This is a genomic window from Paenibacillus sp. FSL K6-1318, from assembly GCF_037976905.1.
GTDB lineage: Bacteria > Bacillota > Bacilli > Paenibacillales > Paenibacillaceae > Paenibacillus > Paenibacillus amylolyticus_A.
On sequence record NZ_CP150270.1, the window covers coordinates 3011265 to 3036505 of the forward strand.

The following is a 25241-nucleotide window of genomic DNA, read 5'->3' on the forward strand; positions in this document are numbered from 1 at the left end:
TCCCTAACCAGACCTGTAAAGGAGGTGAGGCTTTATGTGAAAACCAGGGCGTCTATTTCGTCCGTAATAAAGATCATTTTACCGTTTTATTCTGCAGAGAAGGGCATATGTACCATACTAAATTACAAAACCGGGTAAAAGGAGTGGAAAAGTTTGATAAAGATTAATCGGTTACGCAAGCCCATCTCCATGGGGCTCTCGCTTCTCCTTGCATTTTCGATCGTTCATCCGGTTTCAGCTGAAAACTCCCCATCATCCAAATTGGATATGAAATCTGGACTCGCCAAAGTTACGGAATCCAAAGTAAACGCCAAGTTGACCAAAGAATTTGAAGGTAGTGAATATGTTACCTATCTGGTGAAAATGAAGGAGCAGGTGGACACAGCAGCGGTCTCCAAACAGGCGCTGGAAAAGGCGTCGATCGCCAAACAAACGGCCTCAGCCACGAAGCTGTCCGTTCGGAATTCAGTCGTCAGCTCTCTGCGGGAAACGGCCTCACGTACACAATATACATTGGAAAGTTATCTGGAAAAGGAAATTGACCTGGGCAAGGTCAAAGAATATAAAAGCTATTTTATCGTCAATTCATTGGCAGTAACGAGTACCAAAGAAGTCATGGAACAGATTGCGCTGCTGCCTGAGGTAGAGAAAGTTCTACCGAATGAGACAAGATACTTACAGAAAGCGGAAGTAAGTAAAGAAGCGGCGAATGCGGCTCCAGCCAAGGATGTTGACCAAACGCCAGCTAAAGACTCGGCAGTCGGAGTTAAAGAGAAGGAACCTGCTGCAAAGGACAAGCTTGCGACAGAGAACGTGGAATGGAACCTGGATTACATCAATGCGCCAGCCGTGTGGGATCGGGGCATTGATGGAACAGGAATTGTCGTTGCCAATCTGGATAGCGGTGTGGATTACACCCACCCGGCGCTTCGCAGCAAATGGCGGGGACTGGATGCTTCGGGCAATATCGTTGATCCCGAACTGAGCTGGTATGATCCGCATAGTAATGCTTCCCTTCCTGCGGACGAAGACGGACATGGTACTCACACGATGGGTACGATGGTTGGCTCTGAAGCGGATGGCACCAACCAGATCGGGGTTGCTCCCGGTGCAAAATGGATTGGTGTACGGATATTCAATCCGGAAACAACGGATGCCATTATTCTGGATGGCGGACAGTGGTTGATCGCTCCGGTCGATGCGGAAGGCAATCTGCATCCTGAACTTGCACCGGATGTCGTAAACAACTCATGGGGCGGAGGCGCAGGACTGGATGAATGGTTCCGACCTATGGTCCAAGCCTGGCGTGATGCGCAGATCTTTCCCGAGTTCTCCGCAGGTAATGTAAGACTGACGAATCCGGGTGGTCCCGGCTCTGTCGCGAACCCTGCCAATTACCCTGAAAGTTTCGCCACGGGAGCCACAGATATTAATGGTAACCTGGCTTCCTTCTCACTGCTGGGTCCATCTCCGTATGGTGAGATCAAGCCAGAAGTATCTGCCCCTGGGGTAAATATCCGTTCAGCAGTTCCGGGTGGTGTATATGAGGGAGGCTGGAACGGCACGTCGATGGCAGGCCCGCATACAACTGCGCTTGCCGCACTCCTGCTACAGGCCAATCATTCCCTTACTGTGGATCAGCTGGAGCAGATCATTACAGATACAGCAACACCGAGAACGGACAGTCAATATCCGACCTCCCCTAATAACGGTTACGGTCACGGCATCATTAATGCCCTCGATGCTGTGGGTTCTGTGCTCGAAGGAATCGGTACGGTATCCGGCAGAGTAGTTACAGCCGGAGATGATCTGGAAGAGCCGGTACTGGCACATACCCCTGTCAATTCTGCCTTTACAGGCATCGATATACCATTAACCGCTCATGTGACAGATAACGTCGCGGTAGTCTCCGTCGAGGCTTTTGCGAAAACGACAGGTACCAACCAGTACGTCTATCTGCCGATGAATCGAATTGCTGGAGATAGCAAAGATGGTACGTATACAGCGACCATTCCGACATTTCTTATTGAGCCACAAGGCGTGGAGTATTATATCCGCGTGAACGATTACGGCAACAACGGTTTCGAAAGTCAGGTATACAAAGTGGCTGTGTCCAATGGTGTTCAGCCAGGATATCTTCAGGATTTTGAAGAAGATCAGCTGGGCTTCACCACTGGTGGGACCGGCAGTACCTGGGTATGGGGAGCGCCAAGCAGCGGTCCTGGAAGTGCATACTCCGGTGAGAAGGTGATTGCAACCAACCTGCAAGGGACTTATGTGGCGAATAGTAATGCATATCTGCTTGCGCCGCCAATTGATCTTACCGAGAGTCCGGAAGGTGCATTATTATCCTTCAAGCACTGGTATGATTTGGAGAATAACATCGACTTTGGCAAGGTATACATTGCTTCCGAGGACAGTGACTATGTGTTTGAAGAGTTGCTGAGCTTCACGGGTACGGGTGGCAATTGGAAGAAACAATATGTGGACCTTCGCGAATACGCGGGACAGCAGGTATTTATCAAATTCAATCTGACCAGCGATAACTCGGTGCAAAAGGCGGGTTGGTACATTGATGATTTCGAAGTAGAAGCCTTGGATGAGATTGCGCCAGGGGCACCTGCCGGATTGTCTGCGACTGCTGATATTCTGGGCAATGTAGCCTTGAGCTGGACTGGACCGAGCGATGAGGATCTCGAATCCTATATCGTATATCGTTCCACAACAGCAGGTACAGGTTATGAATCCATTGGAACTGCAACAGGAACAACGTTTACGGATACGTCTACCGTGACGGATTCGACGTATTACTATACCGTTGCCGCACTTGATTATAGTGGCAATGAAAGCGACAAGTCGAATGAGGTTTCCATTACAGTAGAGGTGCCTCAGGACATCTATATCGATCATTTTGACGGCAGTGATGATAATGGCTGGACTCATTCGGGAACCAAAGATGAGTGGGAACGGGGCATTCCGGTAACGGGACCTGCCAGCGCTGTATCCCCGCCGAATGTCTGGGCGACTGATCTCGACAATACGTACGAGAATGGCTCCAACTATTCACTCGTATCTCCGGTTATTGATTTGACGGATGTATCCGAAGGAACCCTTACGTTTAATCATTGGTACGAGATTGAGAGTGGATACGATTACGGTTATGTGGAAGTCACCAAGGATGGTGGAACCACATGGTCAGAACTTGGCAAATTCTCACACAGTACAAACGGCAAACAATGGGCACCGGTATTCTATGACCTGGATGCACTTACCGGTAATGAAGTTCAATTCCGGTTCCGTCTGACCTCAGACAACAGTGTTGTGAAGACAGGCTGGTTCATTGATGATTTCCGTGTACTGGGTGTTGCTGCGGAGACCGTAACCGAGGACAGTGCGGTTGTGCTTAACAGTGACAAACCGAAACCGTCCTATGATAACCCTTGGTACAAAATTTCGCGGACAGACAAAGCGGAATTCAACAAAACGAAACAGCAACAACCGGAAGTTGAAAAACCAGGAACAGGTTCGGTTAATCCACAAAGCCTGCCTGCCAGTGCAACGGTTACCGTGCTGGAAACCGGTCGTTCAGTGAAAACGGATTCGGCTACAGGCAAGTATAGCTTCACACACGTAGCGGGTGATTACACGTTAAAAGCTGAGGCATATGGGTATTATCCTCGAACTCAGCAGGTAACGATCACCGACGGCAGTGGAGCCAAAGCCAACTTTAATCTGGAGGCAATTCCGCATGGACAGATTGAAGGTGTAGTCACCGATGAGCGGACAGGACAACCACTGGCTGATGCTTCCGTTCTCGTGGTGGAGGATGCCAAGGTAGGTGAAGTTCGCACAGGTTCAGATGGCAGCTTCGTTATTCAGGTACTGGAAGGAAGTTATACCCTGTCCATCCGGGCTGCGGATTATTACAGTAAAACCGTTACTGTAACGGTGCCTGGTAATGGTACGGCAGAGGCGAATGTTGCCTTGAAACCATTCATCGGTTTCCCAGGGGAAATTGCTTATGATGATGGAACAGCAGAGAACGCACGAGCTTTTAACGCTGCGGATAACGCTTGGGCAGTTCGAATGACACCAGAGCTGGAGACCGCTCAACTGACAGGTGCATCGTTCCGATTCTGGAACACCGAATGGCCTGTACCTGGAGGTACAGCGTTCCAATATGCCGTCTATGATGCTTCGGGTACTGGCGGCGCTCCGGGACGACAACTGGCTGGACCATTTGACGGTACTGCACTTCGTAACGATCAATGGACAACCGTTGAATTCCCGGAACCGGTCATTGTAACGGGTGATTTCTATATTGTGTATGTACAGAGTGTAGCTGGAACTGGTGCTCCGGGACTGGCTACTGATGAGAATGGTACGAATGCAGGACGAAGCTGGCAGCGAGTAGGTGGCGCATGGAGCACTTCACCTGCAGAAGAAGGTAACTACATGATTCGTGCAGTTGTGAGATATCCTGTGAATGCACCTGTGCTTACGACACCAGCGAACACATACACGAATCAGTCAACTTTTACGATATCGGGAACGTCTCCGGCATCCGGTGCCCAGATCAAGTTTTACAACGGCAAGGATCTGGCTGGCACTACAACCGTGGCGAATGGGAAATTCTCATACGGTGTGAAGCTCCGTTCTGGGATTAATGCGATTACTGCCGAGGCAGTGGTGGATGGCAAAACAACCGACCGTTCACTCCCCGTCGTCCTTATTCTGGATCAGACCAAACCGCAATTGACGATTCTCACGCCTGCTCAAGGGGATCGCATCAATGCAGAAGTGGTTCACGTAACGGGTAATGTCGTGGAACAATTCCTCGATAAAGTAACCGTTAACGGACAAACCGTACAAGTGGGCAAAGACAGAAGTTTCAGTCATCGCGTATTGATCAATGAAGGCGAGAACACGATTACCATTACAGCAACCGATATCGCTGGCAACAAAACAACCGTAACACGTACCGTCTACGTGGAAACGGCATTGCCAGAACTTACGAACATTACGCCAGCTGAAGATGTTCGCATCACATCAGGGGAGAGTGTCACCGTTTCATTTGACAGTAAACCTGGTCTGCAAGCCTCTTTCCGAATTCAGCTACCGCTGAATCTGAATGCCCAAGGGGCAGGAGAGATTCCATTGGTGGAGACTGCGCCTGGTCGTTACACAGGTACGTACACTACACCTTCATCCCTTGTTCTTGAGGGCGGAGTTATCGTGATTCGTGCCCAGGATGCAGCTGGCAATAAAGTAGAGGCGGAAGCAGCTGGACGATTGTTCGTCAGCGCAGCTCAAGAACAATCAGTTCCAGAACCAGATTCGAGCCCAGCAGAGACGGAATCTAATGAATCTGGTTTACCGTCCACTGAGGGTCTGCAACCTTAATTATCCAAAGTGTGAACCGGATGTTAACTGCGTTTTGACTATCTAAGCAAGAAGCCGATAAGCCGAGGTATCAGGGCTTGTCGGCTTTTTGTTATATTCTCTTTTCATAGCTGACGCCTAAGATTAGTTCGAGAGAATTGCATATACTGCATGGTTTGCAGCATTAGGATCAACAAATACGTTAACAGGAGGAGTGAACTGTGGGAGTTGATGCATTACAACGATCCCAACCGCTACGAAGTAAATGGCTCAAAACCAAAATATTGCTGAATAACTCGGCTATCAAACCATTCATCCCTGATACGCAGCGATATAGCCAATCTAACCTTAAGTCCATGCTGGGGAAATATAGAATGGTATATATCAAACCTGAGATAGGCACCTTTGGAATGGGAGTCATTAAGGCTGAGATGGACAATCATCACCATTTTGCCTACCAGATCCATCAAAAGCGCCTGACGTTCAACAGCTTCGAGTCGTTCCATCGAAGTCTGACCCATCTGGTTAAGCAGAAAAGCTATCTCATTCAGCGAGGTATTCATCTCTTGCAATATCACAACAGGCGCTTTGACATACGGGTAATGGTCCAGTTGAATCCCCAGCAGAAATGGGAAGCGACGGGGGTCATCGGCCGACTGGGTCATCCGAAGAAAATCGTGACCAACTACCATAGTGGTGCCAAGCCAATGAGCATTCACACCTTGCTGAAATCCCATGCTTCCGACAAGCGGATTAATGAATTGATTCAAGAGATGAACCGCTTGGGCATTGACATAGCTCGACACATGAGTAAAAAGTACACTCGTTTGAAGAGCATTGGGGTGGATATCGGGCTTGATCGAAGTCTAACGCCATGGATTATTGAGGTAAATGCCAAGCCAGATCCCTATATTTTCAATCAGCTAAAGGATAAGACGATGTATCGCAAGGTGATCCGATATGACCGTCAGAACAGACCATAATCGATAACGGTGTCTAAAAGAAGTTAGAAAATACAAGGTTCCACAAGGGTTGATGGGCGTACGACAGTTTGATATGCGACCAAAATGCCTCAAAGACGTATAATATCCCTTAAGTCATTATCAGATGGAAAGGGAGATGAACGATGAGAACACAAGTGAAAATATTTGAAAATGCAAGTACTGTAGAGTTGGAGAAAGAAATGAATGAATTTTTAAATGGGATCAATACTGTAAATGTAGTAGATATCAAGTATTCTCAAGTAGTCGTTTCTAACGGTGGTTATGTTATAAATCATTTCTCGGCTATGGTTATGTACGCCAAATAAATTTAATAATGAACTTCAGAAAATGAAGCATCCATTGGGATGCTTTTTCTTTTGCGCTCATAGGACAGAAGGTGAGTCGTCTCTTTCTTCACATTAATGATATAACATGATATATTAGGATGTAGAACATGAGAAGTATGGGTATTTATGGAGGTGCTTGTATTGGGGAAAGACTCGGCATCCAAGCCGATGTATGAACAGATCTTTGAATCCTTGCGCGAACGGATACAGCTTCATCAATATCAAGTGGGTGAGCGTGTTCCTTCGGAAAAGGAATTATGTGATGAATTCGGAGTTAGCCGGATTACGACTAAAAAAGCGCTTGAGATGCTGGCGAGTGAACAATTGATTGTTCGTCAGCCGGGACGGGGTTCTTTTGTAGCTGATACGGCAGATATGTTACAGGAAAGACCTACCAAATCTGCTCCGCGTGCTGCGGTTAAAGATCCAGAGAAGAAGCTACTCATTGGCCTGGTCATTACTAACTTCAGTGACATGTATGGTACAGAACTGTTATATGGGATGGAAGAAGCTTCGCGAGAGCATGATTGTTTCCTCGTACTTAGAAGATCCTTCGGGATTCCGGAGCAGGAGGAACAGAGTATTCAGGAGCTGCTGGAATTGGGTGTGGACGGATTGATTATCTTCCCCGCACAGGGTGAATACTTCAGCGATGAGATTCTTAAACTGGTCGTTAACAAATTTCCTTTTGTCCTGATTGATCGGTATTTGAAAGGCATTCCGGCTTCATCTGTCAGTACAGATAACGTAGGCGCGGCGAGAGAAGGGACGAATTATCTGTTCAACCTTGGTCACCGACACATCGCTTTTCTGACACAGCCTCCGGCAAACACCACACCGATTGAAGAGCGGATTGAAGGCATCATTGAGGCTCATCACGATCAAGGAGTGCTGGTAAACAGGGAATTGTGGTTGGAATCTTTTCTTTCGACATTGCCCAGTGTGTTCGATCCTCAAGTCGAGGTCCGTGATGTGGAGACACTGGTGGAACATTTACAGAAATACCCGCAGATTACCGCACTCTTTGCTGCGGAGTACCATATTGCTTTACTTGCAGAGCAGGCAGCAGATCGGCTTGGTCTGAGGATTCCGGAAGATGTGTCCATCATTTGTTTTGATAGTCCGAACGCTGCCGAAGGAAGCCGTGTAACACATATGAGACAGAGCCAGTTTGATATGGGAAAACAGGCATTCGAGATGGTGCTTCAAAGTATGCAGAACAACGAAATTGCAGTGAACAGAGTCGTTCTGCCTGCCCGCTTGGTGAAGGGGAAATCGACGAGTACGGTGAAACAAAAAGGTTAATTTTAATGGCTTAATATTCATTGTGTTCAATCAGGGACTTCGTGTAAACGAGGTCTCTTTTTGGCGCGGATAAAATGGGGATAATCAGTTGGATTGGTATACTATTTGTTGTCGTTAAATCAAAATAACATGCTAATATACAAATAAATATATTGACATAACATTATATTCGTCTTAGGATGATGAAAGCGGTTAACAAAATGGATTACATAAGGAGGACAACATGCTGACACCCAGAGATGATCAAGACATTTCCCCCTCGATATACGACATGATTGATAAGGTTAACAAACGTATGCCGGACCATCCGGAACTCAACCAAATGTTCAAAAATTGTTTTACCAATACGATGCTGACCACGATTCAGCGCAAAGAAGATGGAACGACTTTTGTGATTACAGGAGATATCCCTGCCATGTGGTTACGTGATTCTGCCGCTCAGGTCAGACCTTATCTGGTTCTCGCTTCAGAGGATGAAGATATCGCTGACATGATCGCTGGACTGGTTGAACGTCAACTGAATTATATTCTCCTGGATCCTTATGCAAACGCTTTTAATGAGACGGAGAGTGGAAAAGGACATCAGGAAGACCTAACGCAGATGAATGATTGGATCTGGGAACGGAAGTATGAGATCGACTCTCTGGCTTATCCGATTCAGCTCAGTTATCTCTTGTGGAAGAATACGGGCAGAACAACTCAATTCAACGATACGTTCCGCAAAGCAGCCGAGATCATCATGCAGTTATGGCAAGTGGAGCAACATCATGAGACGAAATCACCCTATACGTTCCAACGTCTAGATGCTCCCGAAACCGATACACTCAGCCGAGATGGACGAGGTACCGAAACAGCCTATACAGGCATGACCTGGTCGGGATTCCGTCCCAGCGACGATCGTTGTGAATATGGTTATCTGATTCCATCCAATATGTTCGCTGTTGTTGCGCTTCGATATCTACAGGAAATTGCTAAAGCGGTGTTCGAGGATGAAACGCTGGCAGCGACTGCTAAGCAGTTGGAGCAACAGATCAACAAAGGTATTCAGGATTATGGCACCGTTGAACATCCGGAATATGGCACCATATATGCATACGAAACAGATGGGAAAGGCAATCACAATCTGATGGATGATGCCAATGTGCCGAGCCTGCTGTCTTTACCTTATCTCGGATATGTGGATGAGAACGACGAGGTGTATCAGAATACACGCCGTTTCATTCTATCCTCGCACAATCCGTATTTTTATGAGGGAACAGCAGCTGCTGGAATCGGCAGTCCGCATACACCGGAAGGGTACATCTGGCATATCGCTTTATCGATGCAGGGGCTGACTACAGAGGATCGCAATGAAAAACTACGATTGCTCCAGCTCATCCAACAAACGGATGCCGATACAGGGCTGACCCATGAAGGCTTTTCGGCTAACAATCCACATGAATATACACGTCCATGGTTTTCATGGTCCAATATGCTCTTTAGTGAACTGATGATGGATTATTGCGGATTCCGCGTACAGAAATAGAATTGCTTACAGAAATAGATAAGGAAGCAAGAGAGAACCTGCGAGTACATCATAACGTTCGGAGTTCGTCGAATTCCGACAAGAGGAGAGCGAACCATGAGAAAAATATCATTGAAAATGCCGGTAGCAGCAGTTATGACATCCTTGCTCATCTTAACTACAGCCTGTTCGGGCGGAAGCTCAAGCACGGGCACAACCAGTGATGGCAAGAAGGAAGTAACCGTATCGTTCCGTTCTTCAGGATCTGAAGATACACTTACGAAATTCTTCCAATCAGGATTGGTGGATCAATTCGAAAAGGAAAATCCGGATATCAAAATCAACATTGCGCCTGTATTGGCAAGTGAAGGTGATTACACGTCCAAAATGGTTTTGCAGATGAAGTCGCCTGACACGGCGCCAGATGTCATTGCCGAAGATACATCTATCATCAAATCCGATGCTGCTGCGGGATATCTGGAGCCGCTGGATACACAGGTTCAGGGATGGTCCGATTGGGAAGAACACATCATCGACAACCTGAAAGCAGGGGTTACAGGTGAAGACGGCAAGGTGTATGGCGTTCCGGCTACTTCGGATACACGCGGGATCTGGTACAACAAGGAACTGTTCCAACAGGCGGGTCTTGAAGTTCCATTCAAACCTGCGAGCTGGGCAGAAGTACTCGAAGCAGCACGTACCATCAAGCAAAAACTGCCAAGTGTGACGCCACTAAATATGATCGTGGGCAAAGCAAACGGTGAGGGTGTTACCATGCAAACGCTGGAAATGCTGCTCTATGGTACAGCGGATACGCTTTACGACGACACCACCAAGAAATGGGTAGTTAACAGCCCGGGCCTTCTGGATTCTTTCAAATTCATAGATCAAGTGTTTAACACGGATAAAACAGGTCCGACCATGCAAGTTGCCCTGAATGGACAAGCTGGCAGTATTGCGTTCCAGCAACAGTTCCCACAAGACAAACTGGCGATGGCTGTAGATGGTAGCTGGGCAGGTTCAACATGGGCCGAGAACGGCGCTGCTCCAATCGCCAACGTCGAAGAGAAAATAGGCTTTGCGCCATTCCCGACACAAAATGGGGAAGAGCCAGGGGCAACTACGATGTCTGGAGGCTGGGCTTGGTCTGTTCCTGCACAAGCGAAGAACAAGGAAGCAGCTTGGAAATTTATCGAGTTCCTGATGAATAAGGAAAATGCGACTGCACGCGTAGTAGCGGAAGGCAGCCTTAGCCCACGTAATGATTCCACAGAAGTTGAAGGGTATACGGATCGTCCATATACCAAAGAAGCACAGGAACTCTTGAATGTGGCCCACTTCCGTCCAGCGAATGATCAATATGCAGCGGTATCCGCACAATTGCAAAGCATTGTTGAGAGTATTGCCTCTGGTAAGCTGACGCCGGAAGAGGGAGTTACGCAATTGAAGGACAACGTATCCCGTTCCCTTGGCGCGGACAGCATCGAAGAGAAATAAGGATATCGATATATTCGGAGGGGGAGGCACAATCTCCCCTTTTTCCGGTTCGAATGGAGAGTGACTTATGAAAAGGAAAGCACCAGGTTCATTTCTGTTTCTTATGCCTTCCGTACTGTTATTACTTGTGTTTTTCATTGTTCCCATCATTCTGACGATCTGCTTTGCCTTTACGAATATGGCTCTGACCGGTGCGGCAGCCAAGAGTTTGGAGTTCGTTGGATTCCAGAATTTCATTAATATGTTCCATGATCCGGACTTCCGGATTAGTGTCTGGCGCACGCTGGTCTTTCTCATCTTCTCCGCAGTGATTGGTCAGGTACTGCTTGGGTTCATTCTGGCCCTTCTAATGAAAGAGAAAAATGTGACGTTCCGCCGGGTCATTGGCATCATCGTCATTGCCGGTTGGGTGACACCCGAGATTGTCGTGGCATTCTGTATGGTGGCCTTTTTCAGTGACAATGGTTCATTGAATCAGATCCTCGGTTGGTTTGGAGCGAATCCAGTCTCCTGGTTGTTCAGTTTCCCTATGGTGAGTGTCATTATCGCGAATATCTGGCACGGCACAGCCTTTTCAATGATGGTCTATCAGTCGGCACTGGATGATATCCCGAAGGAAGTTGAAGAAGCTGCGATTATTGATAGTGCCACCGGGTTCCAGATTGTCAGACACATTACGATTCCAATGGTAAAAGGGTCCATCGTAACCAACATGATGTTGGTCACCCTACAGACACTGGGTGTGTTCACGCTGATCTATACGATGACCGGTGGTGGCCCGGGTACTTCAACACAAACCTTGCCGATCTTCATGTACAACCAGGCCTTTGTGAACTATCAATTTGGATACGGCACAGCCATATCTCTGGTTCTGTTGTTCATCGGTATTATCGCCAGCCTGTTCTACATGCGATCTATGAAAGTGAAAGTGTAACCATGAAGGAGGTTCGATCCCTATGGTCAAACATGGGCTTCAACGCAAAATCCAGTACGGGATTCTAGTTTTTCTAGGGCTCTGTTTTTTATTGCCGCTGCTCTGGATCATTCTGGCTTCATTTGACCCGAACGCGCAACAGGGTATCAAAATGCCCAGTACCTGGACCATTCAAAATTTCAAAGATGTGCTCGGGGACTCGAGCAATCTTCGTTCATTCGGTGTAGGCCTGATTCTGTCGGGAGGGCAAGCGATATTGGTTGTTCTGGTATCTGTTCTTGCTGCGTATCCGTTATCCCGTTATGAAATGAGATTCAAAAAAAGCTTCCTGTTATCGATTCTGTTCATGACAGCTCTTCCGATTACTGCCGTGATGGTTCCGGTATTTCAAATGTTTCTGTTCTTCAAAATGCAAAATAGCATCATTGCCACGATGCTGTTCCTGACTGCATCCTCACTTCCTTACGGCATCTGGATGATGAAAAACTTCATGGATTCGGTGCCAATCGATTTGGAAGAATCGGCATGGATTGACGGTGCATCCGTGTGGAACGGATTGAGACGAATCGTGGCTCCGCTGATGTTGCCAGGTATTGCAACGATAGCGATATTTACCTTTTCAGGAAGTTGGGGCAACTTCTTCGTGCCATACATCCTGCTCCAGACACCGGAGAAACTTCCGGCATCGGTTACGATTTATCAATTCTTCGGCAGCCACGGTATGGTTGAATACGGCAGATTGGCTGCATTTTCACTACTTTATACAATGCCTTCGGTTGTGCTATATATCTTCTCCCAGCGTTACATGTCCAAGGGCTTCAGCATGGGTGGGGCAACTAAAGGTTAATGACAGGAGGTACGCAATATGACTACCAAAAAGACGGCACATCTTATCTCACATACCCATTGGGACCGCGAATGGTATATGCCTTATGAACACCATCATGTTCTTCTTATTGAGCTGATGGATAAACTGTTGGACACGCTCGATCAGGACCCGGAATATCGTTATTTCCATCTGGATGGGCAGACGATTATTCGTGAAGATTATTTGCAGGTTCGGCCTGAACAGCAGGAGAGGCTCGACCGTTATATTCGTGAAGGACGCATCCATTTTGGTCCATGGTATGTGTTACAGGATGAGTTTCTGACCAGTAGCGAGGCCAACTTGCGTAATCTGCTCATCGGTCATCGTGATGCTCGACCTTTGGGCGTGATATCCAAGACGGGATACTTCCCGGACTCATTCGGAAATATGGGACAGGCACCGCAGATTCTGCAACAGGCGGACATTCATAACGCGATCTTTGGGCGCGGGGTAAAGCCTACCGGATTCAATAATGCCGTGGTTGATGCAGACAGTTACGAATCTCCCTATTCCGAGATGATCTGGCGTTCGCCGGATGGTTCGGAAGTGCTCGGCATTTTGTTCGCGAATTGGTATTGCAATGGGATGGAGGTTCCGGTTGATTCGGAGAAAGCCCGAGCCTACTGGGACAAAAATCTGGAAGATGCCGAGAAATTCGCCTCGACCCCACATCTGTTGTTCATGAATGGTTGTGATCATCAGCCGATCCAGACGGATCTGCCAGAGGCTTTACGCACGGCAGCGGCCTTGTATCCTGATGTGGAATTTATTCACTCCAATTTTGACGATTACATTGAGGCGGTTACGAAGGAAGTCCCTGAGCATCTGGCGACTATTGAGGGTGAGCTTCGCAGTCAGCACACGGATGGTTGGGGAACACTGGTGAATACGGCATCCGCGAGGGTGTATCTGAAACAGTTGAATCAGCAGGGGCAGACGTTGCTTGAAAAAGTAGCCGAACCGCTTGCTGCGATGGCCCATATAGCGGGGGTAAAAGATTATCCGCACCATCTGTTGACGCATGCTTGGAAAATGCTGATGCAGAACCACCCACACGATAGCATCTGCGGATGCAGTGTCGATGAGGTTCACCGTGAGATGGTGACCCGCTTTGCGAAAAGCAGACAGCTCGCAGAGAAACTGGTATCCCAGAGCGCGCAGGCGATTGCCGAGTCCATTCGTGTGCAACATGCTGAGGCTTGGGGAGAGGAAGCGGTGCTGTTCACTGTGTTCAACACGAGTGGATGGAATCGAAATGGAATCATTGAGATGGACCTAATTGTGGACAAAGCATTTTTCTCAGAAGGTCCTAATCCTCAGGCACTTGCGCAGAAGGTGGAAAAAGATGCACTGCCAGCGTATCAGCTGATCGATTCGGATGGACACGTGTATTCGGCAGAAATCAAGGATCTGGGTGCACATTTCGGCTATGAACTTCCGAAAGATCGCTTCCGACAGCCTTATATGGCTCGTAAAGTAAAAGTGACTTTTCAGGCGATGGATGTACCTTCTCTGGGGTATAAGACGTATGCTCTCATTCCCGTCGAGAAGCAAGCAGAGATTGCTGAAGTTCCCGATACGAGTGAACGCATCCAGGTTCAGGGAATGATGATGGAGAACGGTCAAATGCGGGTGACGGTTGAAGAGAATGGTACGGCAACGATTGAAGATAAGGTCTCTGGTGCTGTATACAGGGGATTGAATTCATATGAGAATACGGGTGATATCGGCAATGAATACGTCTATCGCCAGCCTGACGGAGAAATAACGCTGACCACGGAGCATCTGAAGGCAGATTTGCGGATCGTGGAGCAGTCTCCATATCGGGTGGTCATGGAGAGTGTATTACGCTGGGATATTCCTGCTGGAGCAGACGAACTGTTCGAACTGGAGAAGCGCCAAATGGTTCCTTTTACAGAACGGAAGGCGCAGCGGGTGAAGAACACTGTTCCGTTGGTGATTAAGACAACGTATACGCTAGAAGCAGGCAGTAATATGGTCAAGGTAAAGTCTGAATTTAACAATCAGGCCAAGGATCATCGGCTGCGCGCACTCTTTCCATCCGGACTGGTGACAGAGGAACATTATGCAGATTCCATCTTTGAGGTTGCCAAACGTTCGAACACACCGGCCAAGGAATGGGTGAATCCGAGTAATGCGCAGCATCAGCAAGCATTTGTACATGTGACTGATGGTAATCACGGGTTGATGATTGCGAACAAAGGGCTGAATGAATACGAGATTTTGCAGCATGAAGATGGCAGTACGATTGCGGTTACACTGTTGCGTGCCTCTTCGGAGTTAGGAGATTGGGGTGTGTTTGAAACACCGGAAGCCCAATGTCTGGGACCTCAGAGCGTGGAATATGCGATTATTCCATTTGCGGGCGATGCGGCGCAGTCAGGTGCATGTGCATCCGCATACGTGTATCCGATTCCGTGGACGACTGTACAGCTAGGGTCATTAGCGCGTACGTTTGAGCGGGAAGGTCATGTCGAAGCTAATGGGCAGAAGGTGGAACTACCTCTGTCGAAGCAATGGCTGGCGTGGAATGCACAAGGTTCGACACTGGCATTCTCCTCACTTAAGATCGCAGAGGAAACCGGAGATTTGATTGCTCGGTGGTATAATTTGAACTCCCAATCCGTTGAATTGAACGTTCAGCCTGGAGTTGAATGTACCTCCGCCTATGAGAGCGATGTGCTAGAACGGGTTAAAGGCACGTTGAAGGGACACAGCCAGACGGTATCGGGGTACAAGATTGTTACACAAGGGTATGCGTTACGTTGAGTTGATTATTGAACATTATACTATTAGAAACCTCCTGTTCACGGTAGTGTGGATAGGAGGTTTTTGTTAGTCAAAACATTGTCTTATTGAAGGATGCTACAGCGGCATTATTGCTCGTTTTAAGTTCTTTTTATCCAATAAAATAATTAATTTCCAATATAGAAAAATGTGGTATTATTGTGCTAGTTTGTTGTAATGGAGGTAGACCTAATGATCTATATTTTATTTGTATTCATCGTTGTAGTGATTATTGCACTTAGCCTTTGGGTCCTGAGTTTAGCACGTAAACAAAAGAAATCAACGGTGCTTACTGAGGAGAATTACGACTTAAAAGCCATTACTATCGCTGATATAGACAGGATGGAGGATGGCTCTGGCTTCGAGATGTACTTGTACAGATTGTTAATTGAGTTGGGCTATTCCGGGGTCTATAAAACGTTAGGAAGTCGCGATTTTGGTGCTGACGTAGTTTTCACTGATCGGGAAGGTGTTAGAAATGTCATCCAAGCAAAGCGATATTCAATAGAGTATCCAGTCGGAATCAGCGCTGTGCAAGAGGTCTTTTCTTGCATGAGATATTACAAGGCTAAGAAAGCAATCGTAATTACTTCATCCCATTTCACAGAATCGTGTGAGACATTAGCTGGTATTAACTTTGTAAAGTTGATTGATCGAACTGACTTAATTCATGTGATTGAGGCTTTTAGAGACGGTGATATGATTGAGGCGCGTGACATCATTGAAGGGGAACCGAGGATGATACTTGAATCCTGGTCGGAAGCGAATAGCAACACGCTACATGAGGTTCGAAAAGATTACAAGGCAGAAAAGTATGTAAAAAAAGTGATGAGTAAGTGAACATACATATTATTCAGTAGATTTTGTGATGAATGATCAACAAACGAGTGTCCTATTAAAAATGAATGATACGTTGATTGTTCATGCGTAACCTAAGTGGGAAGAGGGTGTAGAACTTTAGTGAGAAAATTAAGCTGGAGTGCTTTGTTTTTAGTGCTTTTTTTGTACTTTATTTCGATGTATTCACTATATTCTCATATGAATAATAAATGGCTAGTTATTCCTCCCAACGATGTAATTCTAATTCTTTCTATTTTAGGACTGACTCTAGCTATACTTGGTTTCAAAGATAAATCGAACAAGTCTACGAAGGTAAGAAGTTGGGTCTCGACGGTTCTCTCCGTAGTATTGATCTTCATCCTTTTGGGTGCTTTATCATTTACATCGATATTTTCAGGATCAAAACAATTAATTACAACTACACATTCACCAGATAAGAACTATACAATAAGTTTCTATAAAACTGATGCTGGTGCCATGGGATCTTTTGGAGTTATAGGGGAATTGAAAGGACCTCTTTGGTTTAAAAGAGTATTTTATTATGAGCGAAAGACAGATCAGGTAGACCTCGAATGGATCAATAACCACACGATTTCAATCAATGATCAAAAAGTTGATTTATTAAACGGGGAAACTGTACATCGTAGCCCTTAAATTTATAAGATTTTCTTTAAAAGTTAACTGATAGCTAAAGCGAAATTCCTTTACGGAGTTTTGCTTTTTTTGCGTTATATGAAAAAAGGTGAAGAGAAGTGCTCTCATCAGATGAGTATAGCTCACATAAGTTGATACCCGCCTAGGATACGATAGGGATTGTAATGAAAAATTTTCAAAGAAGTTGAACATGTCGTGATTTTATACATTAATTGTCGTGAGTTTCTATTAAAAATAGATTAAGTCTGTGATAACTTATAGATAAATGTCAGAATATTATATAGTATGGAGGTAAGACAACCTTGACCATTCGAATTGGTAAAATTAGCATGTGGCATGTTCATGCATGGGATTACATCAAGCAGGCACAGGAACATGAGGATACAGTCATCGCCGCTGTTTGGGATGAAGATGCCAAGCGGGGGCAGGAAGCTGCGGAACGCTTAAACGTACCATTCTATGCTTCACTCGAAGATATGCTCGCCAAGGACGACATCGATGCCGTTATTGTAGATGCGCCAACTCGCATCCATGAAGACGTAATCACCGCTGCGGCAAAAGCAGGTAAACACATCTTCACGGAAAAGGTTATTGCGTCGACACAGGCGGAATCCAATAGAATCCTTAATGAGGTAAAGGCAAACAAGGTCAAAATGACGGTCTCCTTACCACGTCTGAATGCAGGGTATACGCTAACGATTCAGGATGTACTTAACCAAGGATTACTTGGCAAAGTGACTTATGTTAGAGCGCGTTTATCCCATGATGGAGCGATTTCCAACTGGTTGCCTGAACACTTCTATGATCTGAAGGATTGTCAGGGCGGTGCGCTGATTGATCTGGGCTGTCATCCAATGTATCTCGCCAAACTGTTTCTGGGTCAGGAAGTAACTGCGGTTAACGCGAACTTCGGATATATTACAGGCAAAGAAGTGGAAGATAATGCAGTCGCAACCTTGTTTACGGACTCGGGAGCAGTCGGGGTTGTCGAAGCTGGTTTTGTGAACAGCTATTCTCCGTTTACAATTGAGGTTCATGGTACGGAAGGTACACTACTGTATGGAACACCCGATGAAAAACTATTAATTCGCACGAAAGCAGCACAGGGGCAGTATCAAGAGTGGACTGAGCTTCCTTTGGCAGACCAAAGAGAAAGCGCATTCAAACAATGGGTTGCACATATACAGAATGATACAGATGCAACTGAAAACGTGCAGATTGCTATGGAGCTAACCCGGTTGATGGAAGCTGCAAATCTCTCTGCCAAGGAAGGGCGCAGAATCGCTCTGAATGAGTTGAAGGATTAGATTTTATTAGGGAGGTGTGCAATCTTGAGCCTGTATCCTTATGAGAAAATGCTTGAGCGGCAGGATCTCCTGGAGAGACTGGATATTCTAATGGTTTGGGGACATTATGAGATTCGTGTGATGCGATTTCATCTGACTTCTTTTCCAGCGGGCCGAGTTGTGGATTTCCATAATCATGCGGAGTTCGAGTTTCATTTTATCCCGAGAGGTAAAGGCAAAGTTATTCTGGATGATCAGACACATGCACTCTCGGAAGGTATGTTGTATCTAACAGGACCGGGTGTTGTTCATTATCAAGAGGCGGACGCCGAAGAGGATATGGATGAACTATGTCTTCATGTGGATATCGTTCACAAGCCAAGAGAGCATGTTGATCCCTGGGAAGCCGCTGAATCCGAGGAAACGATGGAGAAGTTGAGAACGCTTCCGCTGGCTCCGGTGAATGATTATCATCGGGCGATGCATTGCTTTTTGGAAGCTTATGAGGCCTGTGATCACAAATTAATAGGATATTATACGTCCATTAAGCAACTGGTCATTAGCATATTACTCAAAACCGTGCGAGCATACGACACCGGTGGCAATCGACCAGAAGCTCCTGTCCGGGATATGTCGGTGTATCGCTATGAGTATGCAGTACAGTATATGGAGGCGAACCACCCTACAGTGGTGACGCTGGAGCATGTAGCTGAGAAACTTCATATTAGCAGCAGACAATTGCAGCGAATCTTCTATCAGGTACAGCCCGAGATGCCGTTCAGCCGCGTACTGGAGGATATTCGTCTGCGCGCCGTGTGCCGCAATCTGGAGGAAAGCAGCGTATCCATTGAACAGATCGCTCTCGCTTCTGGCTTCAATAATGCCAACTATTTGCATGCTGTATTTCGTAAACGTCTGGGGATGACCCCGTCGGCTTTTCGTAAAATGAAACAACCAATACTTAAGTGAGGGTGAATATATATGAGTAAAGTATATCGTATCGGAATTATTGGCTGTGGTGGAATCGCGAATGGTAAACATCTGCCGAGTCTGAGTAAACTGGATAATGTAGAACTGGTGGCTTTCTGTGATATCGTTCAGGAACGTGCGGATGAAGCCAAACAGAAATATGGTACTACTGAAGCCGAAGTCTATACGGATTATCAGGAATTGCTCAAGGATGAGTCTTTGGACATTGTGCATGTGCTTACACCGAATATTTCTCATGCCGAGATTTCTATTGCTGCTCTGGAGGCAGGCAAACACGTGATGTGTGAGAAGCCAATGGCGAAGACATCTGCTGAAGCGCAGCTCATGCTGGAAGCGGCAGAACGTACCGGCAAGAAACTGACGATTGGGTACAACAACCGTTTCAGAGAAGACAGTCAGTATTTGAAGAAGGTGTGCGAAGCGGGTGACCTGGGTAACATTTATTTTGCCAAAGCACATGCGATTAGACGTAGAGCAGTACCAACTTGGGGTGTTTTCCTGGATGAGGAGAAGCAAGGTGGGGGTCCGCTGATTGATATTGGTACACACGCACTCGATCTGACGCTCTGGATGATGGATAACTATCAACCGAAGGTTGTTCTGGGCACGACTTATCATGAGCTTTCGCAACGTGAAAATGCAGCCAATGCCTGGGGCCCATGGGACCCGAAACAGTTCTCCGTAGAGGACTCGGCCTTCGGCATGATTGTGATGGAGAATGGGGCAACGATCATGCTTGAATCCAGTTGGGCACTTAACTCACTGGACGTGGATGAGGCCAAATGTAGCTTGAGCGGCAGCGAAGCAGGTGCGGATATGAAGAACGGACTGCGCATCAATGGCGAGAAATTCAGCCGTCTATATACCAACGAGATTGAACTGAGTGCAGGCGGGGTAGCTTTCTATGATGGTAAGAGTGAGAGCGCGCCGGATGTGGAGATGAGAAAGTGGATTGAAGCGATTGAGAACGATCAGGAGCCAGTCGTTACACCAAAACAAGCGCTGGTTGTATCTCAGATCCTGGAAGCACTCTATGAATCTGCTCGCACTGGCAAAGCCGTGTACCTGAATAACGCTAGCGAAGCATAGAACATACAAAAAAAGAATAGATTACAGAACCCTTTGTCCTGTTATTTGGGACAGAGGTTTTTTTGGTGTTTTGGATACTAGCTATTGGTCCATACCAGACTCTAGTTCGGCACATATGATAGGAGAAAATTGAGCTGAAAAGAGGGTATGTCTTGACTAAACACAAAACGGGTCATGGTGTTTCCATTGTTGTGTGTACCAATCGGCCGCAATTTTTTGACAACATCCTGCAAAATTACAGTCGGCAGCGTTATCAAAGCAAAGAGCTGATCATTGTTCTGAATCATGACCGTATGAATCTGGGATTATATCAAAATCGCGTTCGAAATCTTGCCAATGTTCATGTATATCAAGTACCGGAGAGTATTTCATTAGGACAAAGCCTGAACGCCGGAATAACAAGGGCACGCTTTGCGTTGATTGCCAAATTTGATGATGATGACTACTATTCGCCGTATTATTTAACAGAGCAGGTGAGAGAGCTCAGACGGACTAAGAGTGACATTGTGGGCAAACATTCGTGCCTTGTCTACTTGGGGGCGTCCAAGACACTGCTGGTCAGATCTCCAGCTGAAAAGAATAAACCGGTTGAATTTGTACAAGGGGGTACTCTCCTATTCAAAAGGGAGGTCTTGAAAAAAGTCCGCTTTACGGACCGTTCAATAGGGGAAGATGTAACTTTCCTGAGACAATGCAGGAAAAGAGGATTCAAAGCGTACGCGACCTCACCATACAATTATGTCTATCACCGCAGACAGAACAAAAAGAGTCATACGTGGAGAGCCGATGATAGCTTTTACCTGGAGGGAAGCACAAAACTTGCAGTTACAGAGGATTTCAGACCCTTTGCCAATAAGAAGTTATAGAGGAGAATAACGAAAGTAAAGATGCATCTGCTGCGTGCAGATGCGTCTTTTTTGTGCCCAAAATGGTTCAATTTGGAGGTGGTGAAAAAAATATTTATGAATTTACTAGAAAAAAGTATTGCATATAAGTTTAGTCGGAATTATATTAATGGTATAAGGTCTAGACCATATACAGATCGGAGTGTTTAGATGTCCAGTACGTTTTCATTTCGTTTTGAGAAAGTATCCACCAAAAAGGTTAGTGAATTCATTAGGGAACAACTGGAAGAAGCCATTATTTTGAAAGAATTAATGAGTGAAGAACAACTTCCAGCCGAGCGAGATCTGGCAGAGATCTTTAATGTAAGCCGCATTACGGTTCGCGAGGCACTTTCCTCACTGGAAGATAAAGGATTGATTGAGAAACGGGTGGGTGCCAAAGGTGGAACGTTTGTACTGCCTCTGACAGCCAATTCGCATAAACGGACCAGAGAAGAAATTAAACGAGATTGGGCACAGATGCTGAAAGTGTTTGAATATCGAACCATCATTGAGCCAGAGGGAGCTTTTCTGGCTGCTGAGCGGATCACCGCAGGCGAACTGGAGCTGCTTGAGGGCTATATGAAACAAAGTATAGAGCCAGATTGTACAAGGGAATGGTTCAGGGCGCTGGATGTGAAATTTCATCTGACGATTGCCAAAGCGTCAGGGAATCCATATTGCGAGAGAGCCGTCAGACAGATCCGGACCAAAATTAATCCGGCGCTGGATTTGATGCCTTATGATGACCGGATACGTACCGTCAACCACGGTGTACATATGGAGATTCTTGAAGCACTGAAAGCACATGACAGTATTAGGTCCCGGGAGACGATGAAAAGACATATCGAATTCTCGGCTGACGCGATCTATGCCCGTTTGGTTTCTGAATCGGACGAAAATGAAGGGAATGACAGCGAATGAATCATTCAGAACTAATACAGCTGGCTCAGCCACTACAAGCCCAGTTAAGCGCCTGGCGCAGAGATTTGCATCGCCATCCGGAAATCGGCTACGAGGAGCATCGCACATCCGCTATCGTAGCTGAGCATCTGGAAAGCCTGGGGCTGGAAGTTACACGCAATGTGGGACAGACCGGGGTTACAGGCCTGCTTCGCGGAGAGACAGATGGACCAACCTTTGCCTTGCGCGCGGACATGGATGCCCTGCCAATCCAGGATCAGAAAGCGGTGGAATACCGCTCGCAAGTGGAAGGCAAAGCGCATCTGTGTGGACACGACGCTCATACCTCCATCCTGATGGGTGCAGCCCAGCTGCTTACTGGCCTTGGAAGACCGAAATCAGGCAACATCAAATTCATTTTCCAGCCAGCGGAAGAAGGACTTGCAGGTGCAAGAGCCATGATCCAAGATGGTGTTTTGGAGAATCCGAAGGTTGATGCCATTGCTGGATTACACATGACACCTGGACAGAACACGGGAACCTTGGGCGTAAGTCAGGGCGTTGCATTTGCATCTGCTGATCCCTTGATTATCAAGGTCTTCGGCAAGGGTGGACACGCAGCTCGTCCGCATGAAGGCATTGATGCAATTGCGGTATCTGCTCAGGTTATCACCGCATTGCAAAATATCGTCAGTCGCATGGTCGATCCGCTTGAACCCGCTGTAGTCACGATTGGCAAAATCACCGGAGGTTATATGGGAACAGCCATCGCCCCGGAAGTGGAGATGATCGGTACGGTTCGTACACTCTCACCTGCCATTCGTGAGCGGATGCCAGCTTTGATCGAACAGGTTGTTAAAGGGGTCTGTGATTCTTTCGGCGCAGGCTGCGAAGTTGTTTATGGCGATGGATACCCTGTTGTCGTGAATGATCTCGGTATGGTTGACCTGCTAACAGAGACCTGTGATCGGGTTAATGCGGAGAAGGGATGGAATTATATCAAACCCTCCACAGGGGGCGAGGATTTCGCTTTTTATTGTGAGAAGGTTCCGGGTGTGTTTTTCAGACTAGGATCTGGGAATGATGAGGAACGTACTCGTTATCCACTTCACCATCCCATGTTTGATCTTGATGAGACAGCAATGCCTTATGGTGTGGGCATGTTGTCTGCAGTAGCACTTGAATTTTTGGCAAGGAATACAACTTCTGAGGGGGAGCAATCACAATGAAAAAAAGACAATGGACAGGCATGTGGATCACGTTACTGGCAGTCGTAATGGTACTCAGCGCTTGCGGAGGAAAAACGACAAGCACGAATGATGGTGCCGCAACAGAAGGAACGGGCAGTGGAAGCGCAAGTACAACACTGACCATTGCTGCAGCAACAGACATCGAGAGTTTCGATCCGCACAACAACAACAATACATCCAGTGAAGCGGTTCTGGTCAACGTTTTCGATTATCTGATCAAAAATGACAGTGAACAGAAGAAAGTTGCGGGACTTGCGACTTCATGGGATCAGGTAGACGATACAACATGGAGATTTAAGCTGCGTGAAGGTGTGACCTTCCACAATGGCGATCCATTCACTTCGGCAGATGTAAAATACACGCTGGAGCGCGTTGCCAAGGACGAGACACTGAAACAAAACAGCTATTTCAAAAATATTGTAGAAGTTAAAGTGGTGGATGACTATACCGTAGACATTATTACGGATGGCCCAGATCCATTGCTCCTGAATCGTTTGTCCAAGATGGGAGCAGGTATTCTGCCGGCAAAATATATTGCAGACAACGGTTTTGATGCTTTCCTGAAACAACCGGTTGGAACAGGCCCTTACAAGTTCAGTAAATGGACGAAAGATGATCGTGTGGAACTGGTGAAAAACGAGAGCTACTTCGATGGAGAACCAAAATGGAATGAAGTGGTATTCCGCGTTATTCCTGAAGCCTCCACACGTGTATCCGAATTGCTTGCTGGTGGTGTAGATGTGGCGTCTTCGATTCCGTCCACCGATATTGCCCGGATCGAAGGCGAAGCAGATAAGAAGATTGTCAAAGCACCAATCCAACGTGTGCTTCAGTTGATCTTCCGTCAGACGGAAGGCAGCATCACGGCTGATCCGAAAGTGCGTGAAGCGATTGACCTGGCTATCGACAAACAAGGAATTGTGGACAGTATTGCCGGTGGAGCGGGTATCGTAACTCGCACATCCGTAACGCCAGGCAACTTCGGTGCTGATCCATCATTGTACAAAACTTCACTCTATGATCAAGAAAAAGCGAAACAGCTCCTGCAAGAAGCTGGCTATGCAGAAGGTGAAGCCGAGATGACCATCTCCGTTTCATCACAGTACAAAGAACAGGCTGAAGTTGTTGCAGCGATGCTGGAACAAGCCGGATTCAAAATTAACCTGGATGTCCTTGAAGCAAGTGCATTCAGTGAACGTTACAGCTCCAAATCATTCAAAGAAATCTTCATGATCGGTATTGGTAACTCCTTGTTCGACGCTTCGAATAACTACAATCGTTATATGTTGGAAGAAGCAAAAGGCGAATCGGATTATAACAATCCTGAAGTAGAAAAACTGCTTCAATCGGCATTGGTGAACATGGACCCTGCAGCTCGTGAGAAAGAGTATCAGCAAGTACAGCAGATCTTCTCTGAAGAGCGCCCAGCTGTATATCTGTACCAAATGGAAGGTGTCTACGGTACGAATGCTAAAGTGAACTTCGCGCCGCGCAGTGACGAGATGTTCTATGCTGACGAGATTACACCTGTTGCACAGTAACATCGGGTATAATAACCGGTCATTGAAAAGTTAAGGCCGTGAACGGCAGGGACTGGATAACCATGTTCCTGCCGTTCTTTTTTAAGATGATCGAATTTATACGTTTTCAGCGGAGCTGAAGGATTCGATCATCGCAAGAAAAACGTCAACTAACTGCGGTCTGTCTTCTGTGAAAG

General features: G+C 46.7%; 18 protein-coding genes. All 18 read left to right on the plus strand.

The annotated features are described in order from the left end of the window. Nucleotides 1-153 precede the first annotated feature (153 nt). Nucleotides 154-5403 (plus strand): S8 family serine peptidase, encoded by a 5250-nt coding sequence (locus NYE45_RS13360; RefSeq protein ID WP_340016996.1) that lies wholly within the window; start codon nucleotides 154-156, stop codon nucleotides 5401-5403. A 200-nt stretch (nucleotides 5404-5603) separates the two neighbouring features. Next, entirely contained in the window at nucleotides 5604-6365 is a 762-nt protein-coding gene (locus NYE45_RS13365) for a YheC/YheD family protein (protein WP_340016997.1), read from the plus strand. A gap of 143 nt (nucleotides 6366-6508) precedes the next feature. Then, nucleotides 6509-6691 (plus strand): sporulation protein Cse60, encoded by a 183-nt coding sequence (locus tag NYE45_RS13370; RefSeq protein WP_169479597.1) that lies wholly within the window; start codon nucleotides 6509-6511, stop codon nucleotides 6689-6691. A 153-nt stretch (nucleotides 6692-6844) separates the two neighbouring features. Beyond that, on the plus strand, nucleotides 6845-8017 hold the full coding sequence (locus NYE45_RS13375) for a GntR family transcriptional regulator (RefSeq protein WP_340017369.1): 1173 nt from the start codon (nucleotides 6845-6847) through the stop codon (nucleotides 8015-8017). A 223-nt stretch (nucleotides 8018-8240) separates the two neighbouring features. Beyond that, the gene (locus NYE45_RS13380; protein ID WP_340016998.1) at nucleotides 8241-9542 is read left to right on the plus strand and encodes a glycoside hydrolase family 125 protein; all 1302 of its coding nucleotides are present in this window, start codon (nucleotides 8241-8243) and stop codon (nucleotides 9540-9542) included. Between the two features lie 96 nt (nucleotides 9543-9638). Continuing rightward, on the plus strand, nucleotides 9639-11018 hold the full coding sequence (locus NYE45_RS13385; protein WP_340016999.1) for an extracellular solute-binding protein: 1380 nt from the start codon (nucleotides 9639-9641) through the stop codon (nucleotides 11016-11018). 67 nt (nucleotides 11019-11085) lie between these two features. Further along, nucleotides 11086-11952 (plus strand): sugar ABC transporter permease, encoded by an 867-nt coding sequence (locus NYE45_RS13390; RefSeq protein ID WP_036608294.1) that lies wholly within the window; start codon nucleotides 11086-11088, stop codon nucleotides 11950-11952. Between the two features lie 22 nt (nucleotides 11953-11974). Then, the gene (locus NYE45_RS13395; protein ID WP_076211825.1) at nucleotides 11975-12799 is read left to right on the plus strand and encodes a carbohydrate ABC transporter permease; all 825 of its coding nucleotides are present in this window, start codon (nucleotides 11975-11977) and stop codon (nucleotides 12797-12799) included. Between the two features lie 18 nt (nucleotides 12800-12817). Then, complete coding sequence (locus NYE45_RS13400; protein ID WP_340017000.1) at nucleotides 12818-15610, plus strand: alpha-mannosidase; 2793 nt, start codon at nucleotides 12818-12820, stop codon at nucleotides 15608-15610. 210 nt (nucleotides 15611-15820) lie between these two features. Further along, a complete protein-coding gene (locus tag NYE45_RS13405) occupies nucleotides 15821-16468 on the plus strand; it encodes a restriction endonuclease (protein WP_340017001.1) in 648 nt (215 codons plus the stop codon). A 120-nt stretch (nucleotides 16469-16588) separates the two neighbouring features. Further along, nucleotides 16589-17122 carry a DUF5412 family protein gene (locus NYE45_RS13410; protein ID WP_340017002.1) on the plus strand — a complete coding sequence of 178 codons (534 nt, stop codon included), beginning with the start codon at nucleotides 16589-16591 and terminating at the stop codon, nucleotides 17120-17122. A gap of 302 nt (nucleotides 17123-17424) precedes the next feature. After that, nucleotides 17425-18429: a Gfo/Idh/MocA family oxidoreductase gene (locus tag NYE45_RS13415; protein ID WP_340017003.1), complete on the plus strand. Its 1005-nt coding sequence runs from the start codon at nucleotides 17425-17427 to the stop codon at nucleotides 18427-18429. A gap of 24 nt (nucleotides 18430-18453) precedes the next feature. Further along, nucleotides 18454-19377, plus strand: coding sequence for an AraC family transcriptional regulator (locus tag NYE45_RS13420; RefSeq protein WP_340017004.1), 924 nt, complete (start codon nucleotides 18454-18456; stop codon nucleotides 19375-19377). A gap of 12 nt (nucleotides 19378-19389) precedes the next feature. After that, on the plus strand, nucleotides 19390-20487 hold the full coding sequence (locus NYE45_RS13425) for a Gfo/Idh/MocA family oxidoreductase (RefSeq protein WP_062834239.1): 1098 nt from the start codon (nucleotides 19390-19392) through the stop codon (nucleotides 20485-20487). A gap of 152 nt (nucleotides 20488-20639) precedes the next feature. After that, nucleotides 20640-21353, plus strand: coding sequence for a glycosyltransferase (locus tag NYE45_RS13430; RefSeq protein ID WP_340017005.1), 714 nt, complete (start codon nucleotides 20640-20642; stop codon nucleotides 21351-21353). A gap of 189 nt (nucleotides 21354-21542) precedes the next feature. After that, a complete protein-coding gene (locus tag NYE45_RS13435; protein ID WP_340017006.1) occupies nucleotides 21543-22295 on the plus strand; it encodes an FCD domain-containing protein in 753 nt (250 codons plus the stop codon). Next, the gene (locus NYE45_RS13440) at nucleotides 22292-23503 is read left to right on the plus strand and encodes a M20 family metallopeptidase (protein WP_340017007.1); all 1212 of its coding nucleotides are present in this window, start codon (nucleotides 22292-22294) and stop codon (nucleotides 23501-23503) included. Before NYE45_RS13435 ends, NYE45_RS13440 begins: the two co-directional genes overlap by 4 nt. Further along, a complete protein-coding gene (locus NYE45_RS13445) occupies nucleotides 23500-25065 on the plus strand; it encodes an ABC transporter substrate-binding protein (RefSeq protein WP_076327710.1) in 1566 nt (521 codons plus the stop codon). Before NYE45_RS13440 ends, NYE45_RS13445 begins: the two co-directional genes overlap by 4 nt. The last annotated feature ends 176 nt before the right edge of the window (nucleotides 25066-25241 follow it).